The organism is Vibrio sp. 1F255 (assembly GCF_041439145.1).
Classification (GTDB): Bacteria; Pseudomonadota; Gammaproteobacteria; order Enterobacterales; family Vibrionaceae; genus Vibrio; species Vibrio crassostreae_C.
The window spans coordinates 211,730-232,344 of record NZ_JBGONQ010000001.1 but is presented as its reverse complement, the minus strand read 5'-3'; the positions used below and the strand labels follow the sequence as shown (position 1 = coordinate 232,344).

16 protein-coding genes and 1 pseudogene are annotated in these 20,615 nt (G+C 44.3%); 12 read left to right on the top strand and 5 right to left on the bottom strand.

Annotated elements, in window-relative coordinates; all coding sequences use genetic code 11:
- Positions 1 to 172 precede the first annotated feature (172 nt).
- From ACED41_RS01095 to deoD, 5 genes are all read left to right on the top strand, one after another.
- Complete coding sequence (locus ACED41_RS01095) at positions 173 to 1,435, top strand: NupC/NupG family nucleoside CNT transporter (protein WP_017058833.1); 1,263 nt, start codon at positions 173 to 175, stop codon at positions 1,433 to 1,435.
- Positions 1,436 to 1,956: 521 nt separating this feature from the next.
- The gene (gene deoC / locus ACED41_RS01090; protein WP_010436196.1) at positions 1,957 to 2,733 is read left to right on the top strand and encodes a deoxyribose-phosphate aldolase; all 777 of its coding nucleotides are present in this window, start codon (positions 1,957 to 1,959) and stop codon (positions 2,731 to 2,733) included.
- Positions 2,734 to 2,844: 111 nt separating this feature from the next.
- On the top strand, positions 2,845 to 4,173 hold the full coding sequence (gene deoA, locus ACED41_RS01085; RefSeq protein WP_371724349.1) for a thymidine phosphorylase: 1,329 nt from the start codon (positions 2,845 to 2,847) through the stop codon (positions 4,171 to 4,173).
- A 76-nt stretch (positions 4,174 to 4,249) separates the two neighbouring features.
- Entirely contained in the window at positions 4,250 to 5,470 is a 1,221-nt protein-coding gene (locus ACED41_RS01080) for a phosphopentomutase (protein WP_371724348.1), read from the top strand.
- A gap of 65 nt (positions 5,471 to 5,535) precedes the next feature.
- Entirely contained in the window at positions 5,536 to 6,255 is a 720-nt protein-coding gene (gene deoD / locus ACED41_RS01075) for a purine-nucleoside phosphorylase (RefSeq protein WP_017063285.1), read from the top strand.
- A 127-nt stretch (positions 6,256 to 6,382) separates the two neighbouring features.
- Here deoD and ACED41_RS01070 read toward each other — a convergent pair whose 3' ends face one another.
- Positions 6,383 to 6,994: a YtjB family periplasmic protein gene (locus ACED41_RS01070; protein ID WP_076655999.1), complete on the bottom strand. Its 612-nt coding sequence runs from the start codon at positions 6,992 to 6,994 to the stop codon at positions 6,383 to 6,385.
- Positions 6,995 to 7,103: 109 nt separating this feature from the next.
- Between ACED41_RS01070 and serB the strand changes: the two genes are divergently transcribed.
- Positions 7,104 to 8,084: a phosphoserine phosphatase gene (gene serB, locus ACED41_RS01065; protein ID WP_017058828.1), complete on the top strand. Its 981-nt coding sequence runs from the start codon at positions 7,104 to 7,106 to the stop codon at positions 8,082 to 8,084.
- A 122-nt stretch (positions 8,085 to 8,206) separates the two neighbouring features.
- On the opposite strand, the gene ACED41_RS01060 is transcribed toward serB, so the two are convergent.
- A complete protein-coding gene (locus ACED41_RS01060; RefSeq protein WP_371724347.1) occupies positions 8,207 to 10,552 on the bottom strand; it encodes a PilZ domain-containing protein in 2,346 nt (781 codons plus the stop codon).
- A gap of 161 nt (positions 10,553 to 10,713) precedes the next feature.
- Here ACED41_RS01060 and radA point away from each other — a divergent pair, with 161 nt between their 5' ends.
- Both radA and fusA read left to right on the top strand, forming a co-directional pair.
- Complete coding sequence (gene radA / locus ACED41_RS01055; protein ID WP_017063288.1) at positions 10,714 to 12,093, top strand: DNA repair protein RadA; 1,380 nt, start codon at positions 10,714 to 10,716, stop codon at positions 12,091 to 12,093.
- Between the two features lie 234 nt (positions 12,094 to 12,327).
- Positions 12,328 to 14,415, top strand: coding sequence for an elongation factor G (fusA, locus tag ACED41_RS01050; protein WP_017058825.1), 2,088 nt, complete (start codon positions 12,328 to 12,330; stop codon positions 14,413 to 14,415).
- Positions 14,416 to 14,626: 211 nt separating this feature from the next.
- Here the strand turns inward: fusA and ACED41_RS01045 are convergent, their stop codons facing one another.
- A complete protein-coding gene (locus ACED41_RS01045; RefSeq protein WP_012604684.1) occupies positions 14,627 to 14,839 on the bottom strand; it encodes a VF530 family DNA-binding protein in 213 nt (70 codons plus the stop codon).
- A 39-nt stretch (positions 14,840 to 14,878) separates the two neighbouring features.
- On the bottom strand, positions 14,879 to 15,835 hold the full coding sequence (locus ACED41_RS01040; RefSeq protein WP_371724346.1) for a LysR substrate-binding domain-containing protein: 957 nt from the start codon (positions 15,833 to 15,835) through the stop codon (positions 14,879 to 14,881).
- Positions 15,836 to 15,938: 103 nt separating this feature from the next.
- Between ACED41_RS01040 and ACED41_RS01035 the strand changes: the two genes are divergently transcribed.
- On the top strand, positions 15,939 to 16,145 hold the full coding sequence (locus ACED41_RS01035; protein ID WP_017063291.1) for a DUF1127 domain-containing protein: 207 nt from the start codon (positions 15,939 to 15,941) through the stop codon (positions 16,143 to 16,145).
- Between the two features lie 130 nt (positions 16,146 to 16,275).
- Here the strand turns inward: ACED41_RS01035 and ACED41_RS01030 are convergent.
- Positions 16,276 to 17,181, bottom strand: a pseudogene (locus tag ACED41_RS01030) (LysR substrate-binding domain-containing protein).
- Positions 17,182 to 17,993: 812 nt separating this feature from the next.
- On the opposite strand from ACED41_RS01030, the gene ACED41_RS01025 reads away from it, so the two are divergent.
- From ACED41_RS01025 to ACED41_RS01015, 3 genes are read left to right on the top strand one after another with little or no spacing between them, the layout of a single operon-like run.
- On the top strand, positions 17,994 to 18,488 hold the full coding sequence (locus tag ACED41_RS01025) for a TadE family protein (RefSeq protein ID WP_017063294.1): 495 nt from the start codon (positions 17,994 to 17,996) through the stop codon (positions 18,486 to 18,488).
- 11 nt (positions 18,489 to 18,499) lie between these two features.
- Positions 18,500 to 19,057 (top strand): TadE/TadG family type IV pilus assembly protein, encoded by a 558-nt coding sequence (locus ACED41_RS01020; protein WP_017063295.1) that lies wholly within the window; start codon positions 18,500 to 18,502, stop codon positions 19,055 to 19,057.
- A gap of 11 nt (positions 19,058 to 19,068) precedes the next feature.
- On the top strand, positions 19,069 to 20,451 hold the full coding sequence (locus ACED41_RS01015; RefSeq protein WP_017063296.1) for a VWA domain-containing protein: 1,383 nt from the start codon (positions 19,069 to 19,071) through the stop codon (positions 20,449 to 20,451).
- Positions 20,452 to 20,615 lie beyond the last annotated feature (164 nt).

Sequence of the window (20,615 nt, the reverse complement as noted above, 5' to 3'; positions counted from 1 at the left end):
TTGCACTTAGCTTGTGATTTGGGTCACATTTGCGTGTGAATGGTACATGAATCTTCTACGAAAGTGTGAGGACGGCATTACTTTATTAGTGGTCGCATGAGTATAATTGCCTCCGCTTTATAGCCCCATTTTGTAACACGCCAATAAATAACTAATAAGGAAGTCATAAACTATGAGCCTGTTTATGAGCCTAGTCGGAATGGTTGCACTGATCGCAATCGCAGTACTACTATCTGACAACCGCAAAGCTATTAATCTAAGAACAGTGGGTGGCGCTTTCGCTATCCAATTCGCACTTGGTGCATTCGTACTTTACATCCCTTGGGGTCGTGATCTACTTGCAGGTTTCTCTGCTGGTGTAGCAAACGTGATCGACTACGGTAAAGACGGTACTGGTTTCCTATTCGGCAGCCTAGTTAACTTCTCAGTTGACGGTATCGGTTTCATCTTTGCTTTCCAAGTACTACCAACTCTGATTTTCTTCTCTGCACTTATCTCTGTACTTTACTACATTGGTGTTATGCAAATTGTAATCAAAGTTCTTGGTGGTGGTCTTCAGAAAGCTCTAGGTACTTCTCGCGCCGAGTCTATGTCTGCAGCAGCAAACATCTTCGTTGGTCAAACTGAAGCACCTCTAGTTGTTCGTCCATTTGTTCCTAAAATGACTAACTCTGAACTATTCGCAGTAATGTGTGGTGGTTTGGCTTCTGTAGCTGGTGGTGTACTAGCGGGTTACGCATCTATGGGTGTACCTCTAGAGTACCTTGTAGCAGCATCATTCATGGCAGCACCAGGTGGTCTACTATTCGCTAAAATCATCAAGCCTGAAACAGATACGCCAGACGACAACATCGCTGACGAAATGGACGGTGGCGATGACAAACCAGCTAACGTTATCGACGCAGCAGCAGGTGGCGCATCAGTTGGTCTACAACTAGCACTTAACGTTGGTGCAATGCTACTAGCATTCATCGGTCTAATTGCTCTAATCAACGGTATCCTAGGTGGCATCGGTGGTTGGTTCGGTATGGAAAACCTAACTCTAGAACTTCTTCTAGGTTGGATCTTCGCACCGCTAGCATTCATCATTGGTGTTCCATGGGAAGAAGCAACTATCGCTGGTTCTTTCATTGGTCAGAAGACAGTTGTTAACGAATTCGTTGCATACCTAAACTTCGTACCATACGTTGGTGAAAACGCTCAAGTTGTTGCAGCAACTGGTCAAGTGATGTCTGAGAAGACTCAAGCTATCATCGCATTCGCACTATGTGGTTTCGCAAACCTTTCTTCAATTGCGATTCTTCTAGGTGGTCTAGGTGGTATTGCACCAAGCCGTCGCCACGACATCGCACGTATGGGTGTTAAAGCGGTAATTGCTGGTACTCTATCTAACCTGATGGCAGCAACAATTGCTGGCTTCTTCCTGTCTTTCTAATTAGTTAGAAATCGATATATAGACGCCATAATAATATCGCCCCGTAGCAAGAAATTGCTGCGGGGCTTTTTTGTTTTTAGGCCTGCCGTTTTTAGTATATGCACGCGCTTATGCTTAGATTCGATGTAGGGTCTAGAATGTTTTTTTGAGATACAAACCGTTTGCGTTCTAAGGAGCACTACAATTTATTGATGGATACCTATAATGTATAAGCTAAAGGGATAGGATGTCTCTGTTGGCAAGAAAGTAACCTCGAAATCAACTCGAACGTTATTCTTCTGGGATTAAGCCAAAAATTAGCGATACGCTATAGATGTTAGACACAATATGACTGATTTGTTGTGCCATAGACCAAACTGGTACTGTGCGGTGACAAGGATTGCAATTGGTAGCGAAAGTTATCAAGTCTTCAGGGAACCAAGTCCGTTCATTTGTGGCTACTGAGCATTACTAAAATATCCATCTATACTGGATGGAGGGCGAAGTAGTTAACTATTTGAATATATTGATCGGAGATAGAAATGAGCGATTTAAAAGCAGCAGCTCTACGTGCACTTAAACTTATGGACCTAACTACGCTAAATGACGACGATACTACTGAAAAAGTAGTGGCGCTTTGTCATGACGCGAAGACTGCAGTAGGCAACACCGCTGCAATCTGTATTTACCCTCGCTTTATCCCAGCAGCTAAGAAAGCGTTGCGTGAGCAAGGTACTCCAGAAGTACGCATTGCGACTGTAACTAACTTCCCTCATGGTAATGACGACATCGAAATTGCTGTTGCAGAAACAAAAGCAGCGGTAGCGTACGGCGCAGACGAAGTTGACGTAGTATTCCCATACCGTGCTCTTATTGCTGGCAACGAAGAAGTTGGCTTTGAGCTAGTTAAACAGTGTAAAGCAGCTTGTGGTGACATCACGCTTAAAGTGATCATCGAAACAGGTGAACTGAAAGAAGAAGCACTAATCAAGAAAGCTTCTCAAATCTGTATCGAAGCAGGTGCAGACTTCATCAAAACTTCAACAGGTAAAGTGCCAGTAAACGCGACTCCAGAGTACGCGCGCATGATGCTTGAAGTTATCCGTGACATGGGCGTTGCTAAAACAGTTGGTTTCAAACCAGCTGGTGGCGTACGTACTGCTGAAGATGCAGCACTATACCTAGCAATGGCTGATGAGCTATTAGGCGCTGAGTGGGCAGACAACATGCACTACCGTTTTGGTGCTTCAAGCCTACTAACTAACCTTCTTAATACATTAGAAGTGACAGACCAGACTGCTGATCCAGCAGCATACTAATATCCCAATCGGGTGTAACAAGATTTAGTCTGTTTGATGGAGTGGCGTTAAGCCACTCCATATTACCTCTTTTCCCTACAAACCATACTCACTAGAGTTTGGGAGGCACTAATGTATCTACCTCAAGAAATTATTCGCAGAAAACGTGATAACGAAGTACTGACCACAGAAGAAATTAACTTCTTCATTCAAGGCGTAGCTAAGAACACGGTTTCTGAAGGCCAAATTGCAGCATTTGCAATGGCTATCTTTTTTAATGAAATGACAATGCCAGAACGTATCGCACTAACTTGTGCAATGCGTGATTCAGGTATGGTGATTGACTGGAGCCACATGAACTTTGATGGTCCAATCGTTGATAAACACTCTACTGGTGGTGTTGGTGACGTAACTTCTCTGATGCTTGGCCCTATGGTGGCAGCATGTGGTGGTTTCGTTCCAATGATCTCTGGTCGTGGTTTAGGCCACACTGGCGGTACGCTAGACAAGCTGGAATCTATTCCGGGTTACAACATTACACCAACCAACGATGTGTTCGGTGAAGTAACGAAAGATGCTGGCGTGGCTATCATCGGTCAAACAGGCGATCTAGCTCCTGCTGACAAGCGTGTTTACGCAACTCGTGATATCACAGCAACAGTCGATAACATCTCGCTGATCACGGCTTCAATCCTATCTAAGAAACTGGCTGCGGGCCTTGATTCTCTAGTGATGGATGTAAAAGTAGGTTCAGGCGCATTCATGCCGACTTACGAAGCATCTGAAGAGCTAGCGAAATCTATCGTTGCAGTAGCAAACGGTGCGGGTACTAAAACAACAGCAATCCTAACGGACATGAACCAAGTGCTGGCTTCTTCAGCGGGTAACGCAGTAGAAGTTCGTGAAGCGGTTCAGTTCCTAACGGGTGAATACCGTAACCCTCGCTTGTTAGAGATCACTCTAGCATCGTGTGCTGAAATGCTGGTGCTCGGTAACCTAGCTAAAGACTCAGACGAAGCGCGCGAAAAACTGATGGCAGTACTGGATAACGGTAAGGCAGCAGAGTGCTTCGGTAAAATGGTAGCGGGCCTTGGTGGTCCAGTTGATTTCGTAATGAACTACGATAACTACCTAGAAAAAGCAGACATTATTAAGCCAGTGTACGCGCTAGAAAGCGGTGTGGTATCAGCAATGGATACTCGTGCAATTGGTATGGCTGTGGTTGGTATGGGCGGCGGTCGTCGTGTAGCAACTGACAGCATTGATTACGCAGTCGGTTTTGATCACTTCATTCGCCTAGGTGAAGTAGCAAGTGAAGATAAGCCATTAGCAATGATTCATGCTCGCAACGAACAACAGTGGCAAGAAGCTGCAATAGCATTACAAAATGCAATCACTGTGGGCGGAGAATATACAGCAACGCCAGACGTTTACCGTCAGATTCGTTCTGAAGACGTGTAAATAACAGGTATCGGTATACCTCGCGTATACCGATAAACAGAGTTCTGGTGCAAAGAGCAATAAGTTGGTGAAGAAAATGAAAAGAGCATTTATTTTAGTTTTAGATTCATTTGGTATCGGTGAAACAGCGGATGCAGACAAATTTGGTGATGTAGGTTCTGACACTATGGGCCACATCGCAGATCATTGTGACCAAGGTCTTGCAGACAATGCAGATCGTAAAGGTTCACTGGCACTGCCAAACCTGTCTAAGCTAGGTCTAGCGATGGCTCACAAAGAGTCTACGGGTCGTTTTGCTCCTGGTATGGATGCAGACGCTGAGATCATTGGCGCTTACGGTCACGCTGCTGAGCTGTCTTCTGGTAAAGACACGCCATCAGGTCACTGGGAAATCGCAGGTGTTCCTGTACTGTTTGACTGGGGCTACTTCACCGACAAAGAGAACAGCTTCCCAAAAGAACTGACTGACCGCATCCTTGAGCGTGCAGGCCTGTCTGGTTTCTTGGGTAACTGCCACTCATCTGGTACGGAAATCCTAGATAACCTAGGTGAAGAGCACATGAAGACTGGTCTGCCAATCTTCTATACTTCTGCAGACTCTGTTTTCCAGATCGCTTGTCACGAAGAGACATTCGGCCTGCAAAACCTATTAGATCTTTGTCAGATTGCTCGTGAAGAGCTAGAAGATTACAACATTGGTCGTGTTATCGCTCGTCCGTTCATTGGCCCAGGTAAAGGTCAATTCGAACGTACTGGTAACCGTCGTGACCTTTCTGTTGAGCCACCTGCAGCCACCATTCTTCAGAAGTTGGTTGATGAGAAGGGCGGTAACGTTCACTCAATCGGTAAGATCTCTGATATCTACGCGGGTTGTGGCATCACTCAGAAAACCAAAGCAACAGGTATCCCTGCGCTATTTGAAGCAACCAAAGATGCGATCAATGAAGCGGGCGACAACACTATCGTGTTCACTAACTTCGTTGATTTTGACTCAGCTTACGGCCACCGCCGTGATGTTGCTGGTTACGCAGCGGCACTTGAGTACTTCGATGGTCGCATCAATGAAATCATCGATATGATGAAAGAAGACGATGTGCTTATCTTAACTGCTGACCACGGTTGTGATCCGACATGGCCAGGTACAGACCATACTCGTGAGCACATCCCTGTGATTGTTTACGGTCAGAAGGTTCCAGCCGGTTCTTTAGGCCGTCGCGATACATTTGCTGATATCGGTCAAAGCTTAGCGTCATACTTTGGTACATCGCCAATGGGACACGGTACAACCTTTCTATAATAGTTAACGAAGAGAGAGGGAAACTTCTCTCTTCTTTTTTTGTTTTGAGATTAAGGATATTTTCAATGGCTACTCCACATATTAATGCTGAAATGGGTGATTTCGCTGACGTAGTTTTAATGCCAGGCGATCCGCTACGTGCTAAATACATCGCTGAAACCTTCTTAGAAGAAGTGGTTCAAGTGTGCGACGTTCGCAACATGTTTGGTTACACCGGTACTTACAAAGGTCGTAAGGTTTCGGTAATGGGACACGGTATGGGTATTCCATCTTGTTCTATTTACGCGACTGAGCTTATCAAAGACTTTGGCGTGAAGAAGATCATTCGTGTGGGCAGTTGTGGTGCAGTGAGCGAAGATATCAAAGTGCGTGATGTGGTGATCGGCATGGGCGCATGTACTGACTCTAAAGTGAACCGTATTCGCTTTAAAGATCATGACTTTGCGGCGATTGCGGATTACAAAATGGTGCGCGCGGCAGAAGATGCAGCCAAAGCTCTCGGTGTCGGCGTAAAAGTCGGTAACCTGTTCTCGGCTGAGCTGTTCTACACGCCAGATCCAGAGATGTTCGAAGTAATGGACAAATACGGCATTGTTGGCGTAGAGATGGAAGCGGCTGGCATCTATGGTGTATGTGCTGAATACGGCGCAAAAGCTCTAACGATCTGTACTGTTTCTGACCACATCAAGACTGGTGAGCAAACGACATCAGATGAACGTCAAACGACTTTCAACGACATGATGGTTATCGCACTAGACTCAGTGTTGCTTGGTGACCAAGAATAATCTTGATTTGTCTTAGCTTGATAAGTTAACAGATAACAAAAAGCCCCGTTGCTGCCTGAGCGTCGGGGCTTTTTATTGGATTGCTGTACTTATTCTGAGTCTAGTATTTATTGTCAGCCTAGTGTGTTTATGAGCTTACATTCTTCAACAGTAAGTTCTCACCAGACTTAGTCGGTCTTCTGCGAATCAGCATGATGAATAACACGCCACTCACAAACCCCATCAACACCATACCGATCATGTAGCGATCACTTTTACGGTAGTGGTGATCAGAAATCGCCGTCATCTTCCCGGTTTCAAAAGTCACTCGAATAAAGCCGATGATCGTCTTCTCTGGTGAATAAATAGGTTCAACTAATTGTTGTCTGCCGATACTTGCTGTTGAAAGTGGCGTATCTAAGCCAAGAACCTCACGTACCGAGAGGGCTTTTTCGCTCGAAGCCAGTCGAATACCCTCTGCATCATAGATGGTGGTATCGAACACCAGTCGGTCTTGAGATAGCTGGTTAGTCAGATCAAGCAATCGCTCTTGGTCTTGTTGCGTGATCATCTTGCTGGCTGAAAGTGATGCCTGAGAGATAAGCAGCTTGGTAAGAGTTTCCAACTGTTTTGCTTGGATCTTCTCGTTACCTTTACTGATCACGACCGTATTTTTAATCGTTACAACGAACATGGTAGCCAACAAAATGAGGGCTAGCATTCGTAAAGCGTTACGTATTGAGAACAATGATTCATTCATGTTTCACGAAGCCTGAAATAAACAAATGTTATGATTAAGACATATTGAGACTTGCGTTTTCAAATTGCAATAGGTTAACGTTTAGCATAGTTAATTAGGAATCATACACATGGACGCTCAGAAATATCTGCCGATAAAAAGGCATACGACATTATTAACTCGACTCCCCGAGACTCGTTTCGCTTCTCAACTCGCTAAATCCAAGGCCAATTGGATTGTGTTTGGTGAGTACCTATCTCCACAATCTTTCGATGACATCGACTTTTTCACTGGCACTTACAACACCATCCTCGATACGTGGAAGGTTGGGCATTATGAAGTGGCTTTGATGTCAGGCAATCTAACGCCAGCACACGAAGAAATCCTCCAAGCGCTAAAGCTTGATTATGCTTGCCTTAGCGAGGTCCCAGACTTATCTAAGCCAGGTTTGATCGTGATGGATATGGATTCCACAGCGATTCAAATTGAATGCATTGATGAGATTGCCAAGCTAGCTGGAGTGGGAGAGTTAGTCTCTGAAATCACAGAACGAGCAATGCAAGGCGAGCTCGACTTTGAACAGAGCCTACGCCAGCGAGTAGGAGCACTGAAAGGTGCGGATGAATCGATATTAGAGCAAGTGCGTCAGTCATTGCCATTCATGCCAGACTTGGTCGGGCTGGTGAATACTCTAAATAAGCTTGGCTGGAAAACGGCGATTGCATCAGGCGGTTTTACTTACTTCTCTGACTACCTGAAAGATACCCTTGATCTAGACCATGCTCAATCAAACACGCTTGAGATCGTCAACGGTAAGTTGACGGGTGAAGTCTTAGGCGATGTTGTTTCGGCGCAGACCAAAGCGGATATCTTGGTAGAGTTGGCTGAAGAGTACGAATTGGAACTACATAATACCGTTGCCGTTGGTGATGGTGCCAATGACTTGGTGATGATGGGCTCTGCAGGTTTAGGCATTGCCTACCACGCAAAACCAAAAGTAGAGCAGCAAGCTCAAACTGCTGTTCGTTACGCAGGTTTAGGCGGTGTGCTGTGTATCTTGTCGGGTGTATTGGCTAAGCAACAGAAGATCAGCTGGCAAGCGAAACCTTAGGGGCTCTACCTAAGTGCTATTGGCTATGTATCTTATTTAGCAATAGTGGCTCAGACACAAAAAAAGCAGGCTATCAGCCTGCTTTTTCAATTTTCATGCTTAAGTTAATACGCCACTCGAGGCTAGCGTGTTAGCTCCAATCGAATCAGCACTTCATCGGTAATGTCCTCTATCTCGCCATAACCGATAAACGCCGTCACCTCATTCTCTAGCTTCTTAGCTTGATGCATACTGATGCGTGAAAGCTCTTCTAAATCCGACTGGAATAAACTCGTTAGCGGATTAAAGATAGGTGCCGTGGTGACTCGCAATACATACACATCACCTAAGTGCTGCGCTTTCTTGATGAATAAGATGCGTTCCTTTGCTGAGGCGAAGTCTTTGACCAACTTGGTGTGTACCGACTGGATTTTGTCGCCAAACTTCACTGCAGCAATGTACACGTCATGATGCTTAGGCTCCGCACCTTCAATTCTTTTTAGTGGCTCAGCCAACAGTGAGTTGGTGTGACCCTTGAAGATTGGCTCGAGTGAGAACTTTTGGTTGTGACCAAGTTTAGCAAGTAACGTTAGATGCTTATTCAGTGGGAAATTCACACCAATGATCTTACAGCGCAGCGTTGAACTTGGCTTATCAATGAATATTGGGTTACTGACCATCTTGCTCAACAAAATGTTGTGCAGTGATTCGAGTAGCGAATGTGTTGGCAGTATCTCTTGCTTCTTAATCAGCTTACTTTGGTTTTGAACGATAAGCCCATTAAGGAAAGCGATGGTACGCATTGTCTTGGCGTTCTCGGCAATAACCAACTGCACGTTGCGACCATTCGGACTCACTCGAATTACGTGGTAAGGCACTGTGCTCAGTGGCAGGTTCTTGTCATAGAGCTGCAGTTCATTGAAGTTCACTAATACCGGATCATTAATCTTGAGTACCATTGGGTGTTCAAGGCTAATGCTCAGTCCACGCTTCGAAATATCTAAGGTGTGTCCGTTCGCCGCTGCGCCATCTTGTGATGTAAGTTGCAACGGTGACTTAAATTGGTATCTCGGCTCTTTACGACGAGTCTGAGAGTCAAAGTAGATGCTTTGAATATTGCCGACGACAGTACGCGGGTGACGGAAGCGGTTCAATTCACTGCTTGGAATGCGTGGCTTTTCACTCAGAAGATAGTCCGCCGCACTTTCGTGATCGCCAATCTCTTGCAAGATTCCGCAATGCGTCAGTTGAGCTGAGCTTTGAGCCAGCGTATCCGAGTGTTTAGCTAATGCTTGTCGCTCAGTGTCTGAAAGTTCGAAAACCGAGAACTTGAACGCCTTCCAACTTTTACGTTTGCCACCGATGTGCCAGAACAGCTGTCTTTGTTCACGAGAGGCTTCAGGCAGCATCATTGAATAGAACAAGGTCTTGTTTTGGTGTTCATGGGTAAAAGAGTAGATAACGTTACTGGTTCCCTTCACTCCTGGTTTCGCCAACAGGTTCATACGTTGCTCGTTGAACAGGGTACCCAGCGCTTGTTGATTTCGTTCGTCGTGCCAATATTGCCATAATGGATGGTTGTTATCCGTCAGTAGGGCAAGCTTTAGTTCGCTGCCGCTGAAAAACAGGGGTAGGTTACAAGTATGCTTTAGATAGGTATGTTCGATTCCTCGAGTACGAGTTCGAATAATCCTATCTTGATTCTCATGGCTGGTTTTCTTACTGGTGCTATTTAAAGACTCATCGAGTAAGCGAGCCACAATATTGTTGTCGCTTACCTTGATGGTTCTTAGAAATTTGACCGCGTTGTTCTCATAAGATTCGTCGATACCCAAAACACGAAATTCAACCGCTTGGTTAACATCGTTTTCTTGGGACTTTTCGATAAGCTCTGAGAACTTAACGCTGATGATCTCGCCGAGGTTGTATCGAAAGGCGCTCGGTACTTTGAACTTTGCACCCGACGGGGAGATATCAACCGTTACACCATGTAGGCTTTGCCCTTTCGATGTGGTGATCTCGACCTGCGAGCTAATCTTGAGTCTGTTCTCTTGGCGTTTTAAGTCGTAACCTAGGTTAATAGCTTCCGCTTCGTACGGGCTATTGGCGCTAGTAATGTCGTGGTTACCTTGAGAAGATGTTTTAACAACGCTCAGAGGCTGAGTTCGCGGAGTCATTACTAACTCCCATGCGCCTTCTGTGTAACCTTTAAACTTTTTCGTACCACGTTGATATGCGTTTAAAGCGATATCATCGAGCCAGTGCTTACGGCCATCGAGAGTGAACTGACGACACTCATTATCAATACGCCCGCGTAAATCAATGCTCTTTGTACACGGAGCCATGATACGATTCAGTTCCATTTTAACGAGCAGCTTCAGAGACGGCGATTCCCCTTCTGTCATTTGAGAAAGAAGGAATTCGAAATCTTCGGCGTGGTAAGCCGGGATTAAACGTTCTGCTACAGATAGAATTTCAGATTGCTGCATACTTTTCTTGTTAGAATGGACGGTGCGTTTATGTTATCGACTAGTTTAAATCGATCTTTAAGTATAAGTGGTATGACTGCAACTTTTATTTTCATTCGTACGGTCAAATAAGTCACAAATTGACAACATCATTGTGTAATTGAGTAAATTATTGAGGTTTTATGGCGAAGGCAAAGCGAGCTTATGTGTGTAATGACTGTGGTGCCGATTTTCCACGTTGGCAGGGGCAGTGCAATGCATGTGGTGCTTGGAACACGATTACAGAAGTTAGGTTAGCCGCTTCACCTCAGGTCGCACGTAATGAACGATTGAGTGGTTATGCGGGCGGTGCAACTGAATCTTCGGTTCAAACGCTGTCAGAAATCGATCTGCAAGAAGTCCCACGTTTTAGCAGTGGCTTTAAAGAGCTAGACCGCGTACTTGGTGGTGGTGTCGTACCGGGTGCTGCGATCCTGATTGGTGGTAACCCGGGTGCCGGTAAATCAACGCTGCTATTACAAACCATGTGTCAGCTTTCTTCTCAATTACCGACTCTCTATGTAACCGGGGAAGAATCTCTGCAACAAGTCGCGATGCGTGCGTCTCGACTTGGATTGCCAAAAGAGCACCTAAAGATGCTCTCAGAAACGAACGTGGATAAGATTTGTCAGGTTGCAGAAAAAGAACAACCTAAGATCATGGTTATCGACTCGATCCAAGTTATGCACGTTGCGGATGTTCAATCTTCTCCGGGCAGTGTTGCACAGGTTCGTGAATCGGCAACCGCATTAACGCGCTACGCAAAACAGAATAACGTTGCTGTGTTCTTAGTTGGACACGTAACTAAAGACGGCACCTTAGCAGGGCCAAAAGTACTTGAGCACATTATTGACTGTTCTGTTTTATTAGATGGCGGAACCGATAGCCGTTTTAGAACGCTACGCAGCCATAAAAACCGTTTTGGTGCAGTGAATGAACTGGGTGTGTTTGCGATGACAGGCCAAGGGCTAAAAGAAGTCAGCAACCCATCCGCTATCTTCTTGTCTCGTGGTGAAGAAGAAACCTCGGGCAGTTCTGTCATGGTGGTGTGGGAAGGGACGCGTCCACTTCTTGTCGAAATCCAAGCGCTGGTGGATTATTCACAGCTGGCTAACCCACGTCGCGTCGCTGTCGGCCTAGAGCAAAACAGGCTTTCTTTGTTATTAGCGGTGCTGCATAAACACGGCGGCTTACAAATGGCTGACCAAGATGTGTTTGTGAATGTCGTCGGTGGTGTTAAAGTAACCGAAACCAGTGCTGATCTTGCGTTGGTGATGGCTCTACTTTCTAGTTTCAGAGACCGCGCATTACCAAAAGATGTGGTGGTATTTGGAGAAGTAGGCCTAGCGGGTGAGATTCGACCTGTACCGAGCGGACAAGAGCGTTTAAATGAAGCATTTAAACACGGCTTTAAGAAAGCGATTGTACCGGCGGCTAACATGCCTAAAGGTGGCATTCCAGGAATGCAGATCCACGGTGTGAAAAAATTATCGGAAGCAATTAATGCTTTTGATGAGTTGTAATTGAACTCACTTCAGCTACTCTATACAGCAGCAATTCAGCCTAACCTTAACGCCGATTAGGCTTTAGGTTAGCACTATAATTAACAATTATTTAGATTGTTACTACTGAGTGCCTTTTTCTATATGTTAGAAAAAGGCAAAGTTTTTTAGTCCCAAATGCATGCAAAGCTATCAGTCTTCACAGATTGTGATATACTCTGCGCGCATTTTATATCCTATTAACAGAGTAAGACAATGGCAGATTTATCGAAATACAGAAACATTGGTATTTTCGCGCACGTTGATGCGGGTAAAACAACTACCACTGAGCGTATCCTTAAGCTAACTGGTCAAATCCACAAGACTGGTGAAGTACATGATGGCGAATCAACGACTGACTTCATGGAACAGGAAGCTGAGCGCGGTATTACTATCCAATCAGCAGCTGTAAGCTGTTTTTGGAACGATCACCGTCTAAACGTTATCGATACTCCTGGACACGTTGACTTCACAGTTGAAGTATACCGTTCTCTTAAAGTTCTTGATGGCGGTATCGGTGTATTCTGTGGTTCTGGTGGTGTTGAACCTCAATCAGAAACTAACTGGCGCTACGCTAACGAATCAGAAGTATCTCGTCTGATCTTCGTTAACAAACTAGACCGTATGGGTGCAGACTTCTACAACGTTGTTGACCAAGTTAAAAACGTTCTAGGTGCAACTCCTCTAGTAATGGTTCTACCAATCGGCCGTGAAGACGAGTTCGTTGGTGTTGTAGACCTACTAAGCCGTAAAGCATACGTTTGGGATGACACTGGTCTTCCTGAAAACTACGAAATCAAAGATGTTCCAGCGGACATGGTTGATGACGTTGAGCAATACCGTGAAGAGCTAATCGAAACTGCTGTAGAGCAAGACGATGACCTAATGGAAGCTTACATGGAAGGTGAAGAGCCTTCTATTGAAGACGTTAAGCGTTGTATCCGTAAAGGTACTCGTGATATCGCATTCTTCCCAACGTTCTGTGGTTCTGCGTTCAAGAACAAAGGTATGCAACTTATCCTTGATGCTGTAGTAGATTACCTACCAGCACCAACTGAAGTTGACCCTCAGCCTCTAATGGATGAGAACGGTGAAGAAACTGGCGAACACGCTATCGTTTCTACAGATGAGACTTTCAAAGCGCTTGCATTCAAAATCATGGATGACCGCTTCGGTGCTCTAACTTTCGTTCGTATTTACTCTGGTAAACTGAACAAAGGTGACACGATTCTTAACTCATTCACTGGCAAGACTGAACGTGTTGGCCGTATGGTTGAGATGCAAGCTGATGACCGTAACGAACTAACTAGCGCACAAGCTGGTGACATCATTGCGATCGTTGGTATGAAGAACGTGCAAACTGGTCACACTCTATGTGATCCTAAGCACCAAGTAACGCTTGAGCCAATGGTATTCCCAACTCCAGTAATCTCAATCGCTGTATCTCCAAAAGATAAAGGCGGTTCTGAGAAAATGGGTATCGCTATCGGTAAAATGGTTGCAGAAGATCCATCTTTCCAAGTTGAGACTGACGAAGAGACTGGCGAAACTATCCTGAAAGGTATGGGTGAACTTCACCTAGACATCAAGGTAGATATCCTTAAGCGTACATACGGCGTTGACCTAACTGTAGGTGCTCCTCAAGTTGCTTACCGTGAAACTATCACTCAAGCAATTGAAGATAGCTACACGCACAAGAAGCAATCTGGTGGTTCTGGTCAATTCGGTAAGATCGATTACCGTATCAAACCAGGCGAAGCAGGTTCTGGCTTCAAGTTCAACTCTGTAGTTGTGGGCGGTAACGTTCCTAAAGAATTCTGGCCTGCAGTTGAGAAAGGCTTCGCATCTATGATGGAAAACGGCGTACTAGCTGGCTTCCCAACTCTAGACGTTGAAGTTGAACTTTTCGATGGTGGTTTCCACGCAGTCGATTCATCTGCTATCGCATTTGAAATCGCAGCGAAAGGCGCATTCCGTCAATCTATGCCTAAAGCTGGCGCGCAACTTCTTGAGCCAATCATGAACGTTGACGTGTTCACTCCAGACGATCACGTTGGTGATGTTATCGGTGACCTTAACCGTCGTCGTGGCATGATCAAAGATCAACAAGCTGGCGTTACTGGTGTTCGTATTAAAGCTGACGTACCTCTTTCTGAGATGTTCGGCTACATCGGTCACCTACGTACTATCACTTCTGGTCGTGGCCAATTCTCTATGGAATTCGCACAATACGCACCATGTCCAACTAACGTTGCTGACGAAGTGATTGCAAAAGTTAAAGCAGAAAAAGAAGCTGGTAAGTAATTAGCCCTTTTCTCAATTAGCTAAAAAAGCCCCGCAAGTGAAAGCTTGCGGGGCTTTTTATTGCTTGTAACATACTGCGAGAGATGCGAGAGATGCGAGAGATGCGAGAGATGCGAGAGATGCGAGATGTGATATTGATATGGCCCCTAAAAAGTAGACACAGGGGTTGTCCCGTATTTAATCAACACGGGACAGATAAAGTAGGGAGAGATTAACGCTTTAAGTCGATGTAAATCTGCTCTACCTTGGTACGAGCCCAATCTGTTTTACGCAAAAACTTTAAGCTCGATTTAATGCTTGGGTCTTTTTTAAAGCAGTTGATGTTCACCATGTAACTCAACTCTTCCCAACCGTAATGTTCAACCAATTCAGTCAGTAGCTTCTGTAGAGTGATACCGTGAAGTGGATTATTGTCTTGTGTCATGAGATTTACCCGTCATTTATTTGCTCTCAGTATATCAGCTTAGCCATCAGAGTTTCCCGACCATTTCAATGAGAAGTCGGTATCGACGATATTGAGCATTTCCCTTCCTTTGTTACCAAACTCACTGACCTGCGTTTCTATCCATTTGGAGAAGCGTTGAATCTTATCGCGATGAAAGTATCCCGGTGGCGCACATAAAAAATAGTTGTATTTTGGTCTTAGCGCTGTATGACCAATTCTAACTAGCTTCCCTTCTTGCAGGTATCGATACACCAAGCTGTGTTTGACTAAAGCGACTCCTTGAACAGAGAGTGCCCCTTCTAGTACAAAGTGAGAGCCATCAAACTGCAACGTGGTGTGACCGCCTTCAACGCCTACTTCATTAAGCCATATTGACCAATCCATGTCTGGCCATCGGTCTTCAATTAGCTCGGCTTTGTGCAGGTCCTCGACACTGTATATTCCATACTTCTCCTGATAGAGCGGATGGCAAACAGGATATAACAATTCATCCATTAGCCAGCGCGACTCTAGATTTGGGTAGTTACCGTGCCCATAGCGTATACAGATATCGATACTCGAATCCTCAAAGGTGATCAGCTTATTGGTCGGTTCAATCAACATAGAAAGATCTGGGTGTCTCTCTCTGAAATCCCCAATCCTTGGCACCAACCAATGCTGGGCAAAAGATGGAACGGTCGAGATCGACAGCTGAGTGGGATTAGGGTCCTGGTTTATTTGTCTGACCCCATCTTGAATATGGGCAAAGCCTTTCTTCGCTTGTAGGTACAGTACTTCGCCTTCATGAGTTAATACTATTTTTCGGTGTTGGCGAATAAACAGATCTGCGCCTAACCACTCTTCAAGTTGGCGAATTTGTTGGCTGACTGCTGCGGCTGTGACAAATAGCTTTTCTGCTGCCAGCTTAAAACTGCCTGTTTCAGCTGCCGTATAAAAATAGTAGATCCCTTGGAATGGTGGGGTTCGTTCTCTCACATTAGTTTTCCTTAACTGAATGCCAGTATCTATCGTTTGTCGACGTTGCTCTGCTGGTTGATTATTGACCACAACAAAGCAAAAGATCAACAGGAGAAAGGCTATGAATACGATCACAGCAACAGCAAATACCAACCATTCATTTTTGTCATCATTATCAATTAAGAAATTCTATTCTAAATTAAGCCTGTACTTTCAAAATCGTAGAACCAGAAAGCAACTGTCTGAGCTACCCGATTATTTACTTAGAGATATCGGGATTACGTCGGAACAAGTCGAGAAAGAACTGAAGAAGTCATTTTGGGAGTGATTCAAGGCAACGTAGCTTTTAACTCGACGTTGCTTTAACTCAACATAGTTTTGTCGGTGTCGGCAGGTTTACGTTACCGTTCTATGTTGAGTTAAGTTTATAGTTTATATAAAGAAGTGGGAGATGAGATTTAACTCTCCAATAGCTCGTTTACTTCTTCGTGCAACCAATTGGTGAACGCGGTAATACGCTCTTCTCTCGGGGAGTTAGGATCAAAGCATAGGTTGACTTGAACCCCAGGTGTCATGCCTATATCAAAGGGCTTCACTAGTAAGCCGCGTTCGATGAAGTCACCAGCTAAGCTGTCTGTTGCCAAGCAAACCCCATGTCCCGCCATGACCGTGGTTAGCCCCATATCAAAGGTACCGACTTCCATCCACTGAATGGTGCTGCTTTGAGTCGATATGTTTGCTTGCCTAAACCATTCATCCCACGGGAAACAACCGCTATCAAACTGAATCAGCCAACATTTGAGGAGTTGTTCAGGTGATGTGAAGTTCAAAGAGTTTGCGAGTTTAGGGGAACAAAAAGGGTAAACCGGTTCGTTGATTAGCATCTCAAGAATCAAGCCTTCTTCAACGCATAGATCTTCACCTTGTCGAATAGCCACATCAATTTCGCCATGTTTTAAATTTGGTGTATCACACCCTGTTAGTATCTTAATTGGGATCTCTGGGTGCTTTACCGAGAACTTCCACAGCCTAGGCAGTAACCAACGAGAAGCAAAAGAGGGGGGACTTCTAACAACAAGTAGCCCTTGAATAGGTTCTGATTGGATCTTGTTTAACCCCAGCAGAATATCTTGAAATCCATCAGAGACATGTCTAAAAAGTGTGTGCCCTTCATGCGTCAAAGTCATTGCACGCCCCTTACGAATAAAGAGCTTACATCCAACCTGTTCTTCTAACTGTCGAATCTTCTGGCTGACAGCAGCTTGGCTAACAAGGAGCTCTTCTGCTGCCTTGCTGTAGCTACTCAAGCGAGCTGCGACTTCGAAGTAACGAAGTCAGGAAAGGTGGCGTAGTCTATTATCCATAACGTCTTCTTATAGTTCTTGTTAGAAATGGTTGTTCGCTTATCGAACAGGTTGTTTTCATAATAACGACAGAACGATGGCAAATACAAGAGAGTAATTATGGAAGCATTAATCCGTTGGACAAAATTTATGGGACTAAGTTGTTTAAAAATAATAAGATCAAAGGAGGTAAGGCTAAGGCGAAACAGAATAAGGTTTTATGTGCAGAACATCTGAGTCGTAGGATGAAAGAAGATATAGGGTTAGAGTAAGAGAATAACGATGCTTCTGATTATACTAAATGTTTATAATCATGACTTATGTATCCATTAGCGTGAAGGCTAGTTTCGCTGGTTCTATCTCGGTCACAATATTCATTTGTACTCGCTTAATCCAGCCTGACTTTACCCATTAATCATCGAGTACTTATAAAAATCCATTCCTACTAAACTAAATGCTTAGTTTTCAATTTACGTTGTCTTATTTTTGAGACTTTAACTCTGATTTATATAAAAAAAGCGTCATAATGTTTTTTTCCTTTCTTTGTCTAATGGATATAAAACAGACAGTTATTTTTGGGATTAATAAATTAAAATTAAATTACTATGTTTTATTAGAACCTTTAATTTTATATAAGCAATTGAATTAAATTAAATTAAACAAAAAACAGTTTGAATCCACCTACGTATTAATAGTGTTGAAATTGATTAATTGAATGCTGCTTGAATAACTCATTTATCAATTCTATATCTGTAATGTTGAGTCTTTCTATATCTCCTAGGATTCTATTGGGCTAGATAGGATGAATAGAAAGACGAAAGGGTGGGGGCTGTATGAAATTTATTTCAAGAGGTTCAGAAGGTAACCGCTATCGAAGCGGTCTAAAATCCAAAATAAAAGGTATCGCTATTATCGAATTTACGATTGTGGTGAGCCTGTTTTTTGCGCTTTTTTTAACGGTTGTTGACCTTGGTATTTATGGGTTCGTTAAACTGACCATGCAACACTCGGCAAGGGAGGGGGCAAGATATGCCATTACAGGTCGTTCTGACTTGGATCCTGACTCATCGAGTGATCGCGAAGCGGCTATCTTGGAAAAAATCTCTCAATCGTCGAGCGGTTTACTCGATAAAGTGATGGATGTTCAGAATATACGTGTTGAAGATGTCTATGGTAATGCAATCACCGGCTTTGGCGGTTCTGGAGACATTATTTCTATTCATCTTGATTGTGAGTGGCCATCTGTAAATCCCTATATGTATGTTTTGCTCGATGATGGAAAATTCAAATTTACCGTCAGCGCAGCGATGAAAAACGAAGCTTTTTAGGGAGGGACTGGATGTTTCCTTTTAAATTGAAAAAAGCCGCTCAGAAAGGTTTTGCAGCAATCGAAATGACGTTGATAGCGCCTTTATTTATGCTACTGATCGTGGCGGCTGTCGACATAACACATCTCATTCAAGCTAACCACGTTATTATCAGTATCAGTCGAGAAGGTGGAAACATTATCTCGCGAAGTAACACTGATACCCCACAAGAAGTCATGGACATCATAGCGACAACATCAGGCACTTTGGATTTAACGCAAGACGGCGTTATTTACATTACTGAGTTGGTCGGTCAAGAAGATGCTTCTCCATACATTAAAAGTCAGTATCGATGGAACCAGCACGGGTTAAGTAAAAACAGTGCTATTTGGGCGAGCTGCAGCAATTGGGCCAATGATGGAGAGTGCTCGGATGTGGATGCTGATGATCCTCCTGTTGTTAACAACTTAGCGGTTGCACTTGATGATGGAGAGATTGTGTACAGCGTTGAAGTCTTTTACGACTACTCGCCTATTTTTAGTCGAGTGTTTGATGATGAATACATTCTGAGCGACACAACATATATGTAAGGGAGGTCGATATGGATAAGGGAACCCCAATCAAATATCGTTACAGTCGTGGGTTAGTGGCTTTGATGTCAATTATTGCGCTGCCTTTTATACTCTTAGTTGTTGGTCTTTCTGTTGATGCTGGTCGAGCTTATATTGTTAAGTCGAAATTATTTGCCGCGGTCGATGCAGCCAGCATTGCGGCTGCAAGGGCGGTCGCTAATGGCGAAGATGCTGGACGGGCAGCTGCTCAAAAATATTTTGCAGCTAATATCCCCGCAGACTTCTATTCAGCCACTCCTAGCTTAGGCGCAGTCAATTTCGCTAATGATTCGTTTGGTAATATCTCTATCGATATCTCAGCAACAGCGCAAGTGCCCACTGTCTTTTTGCCATTGATAGGGCTAGACACGTTTAACCCTGGTGTATCCGCACAGTCGATCCGCCGCCCTGTAGATTTAGTGTTAGTGATTGATAACACAACATCTTTGAGGTTAGGGAGTATCGGCGACGTGACTCAAGATGTCATCGATAGGTCTAAGTCATTCGTTGAGAATTTTCATGAAGGTTTTGATCGTATCTCGTTGGTGAAATTTGCGTTTGGGGCAGAGGTACCTGTTGGGTTCACATCGACTCGAGGACACAGTCGAAGCACTATCAAATCTGAAATTGATAGCTTTAACTTTGGTAGTACCTCGAACGCACAATATACCAATGCATCGGAAGGGATGTATCGAGCTCTGAATGAACTGAGAACGGTGACTGATCCGGCAAATTTGAAAGTGATCGTGTTCTTTACCGATGGAGCACCAAACACCTTTGCAACCACGTTTGATTTTGAGGACGGGGATTCACATACGGGCGCTATTCGATCAAGCGATGGTTCCAGTGGTACGCCGAGAGGGCTTTGGAGGCATGACTCGATAGCCACCACTTTATCTGGTGGCTATGAGGGAAATGATATTGATGACCATATCAGTGAGATGCCCCAGTACTACACGACTCATGATTCAAGCGCCACCGAGTTCAACATTCTAAATCCGTCTCATGCGTTGCGTCCAGTCGCGCAATATGATCCAGATAGTCATTCAGCGAATGATTTGTATACCCGTGTAAATCGGGTTGCGCGTAATCTCGTCGAAGATATTGCGGAAAAAGCCAGAACGGAAGATATTTATGTATTTACGTTAGGGTTAGGTTCATCTCTAACATCAGCGACAGGACCTGATAGCGAGTTTGGTGAAGACTTATTGCTACGGATGGCGAATTCTAGTGCGCTATTAGATGATCCTGATCTTAGTGCGGATTATGACCCTGCTCAGCTTGAAGGAGTGTATTGTCATGCCATCGATGAAGAGGCGCTAGGTCCTTGTTTTGATGAGATGTTAGACGTAATTATCAGGTTAACCTTGTAATAGTTGTCTGCGGGTCGGTTTACTTGCAATAAGGCTGTCAGTAGAAAAACGGTCAATAGGAAGAAAGGCCAACAGAAAGTGGGTCATATAAAAAGAGGGAGCTCTCAAGCTCCCTCTTAGTGCTAGTTTCAGTTTAGTAGCACTCTTTATTCAGTGTTAGGTGG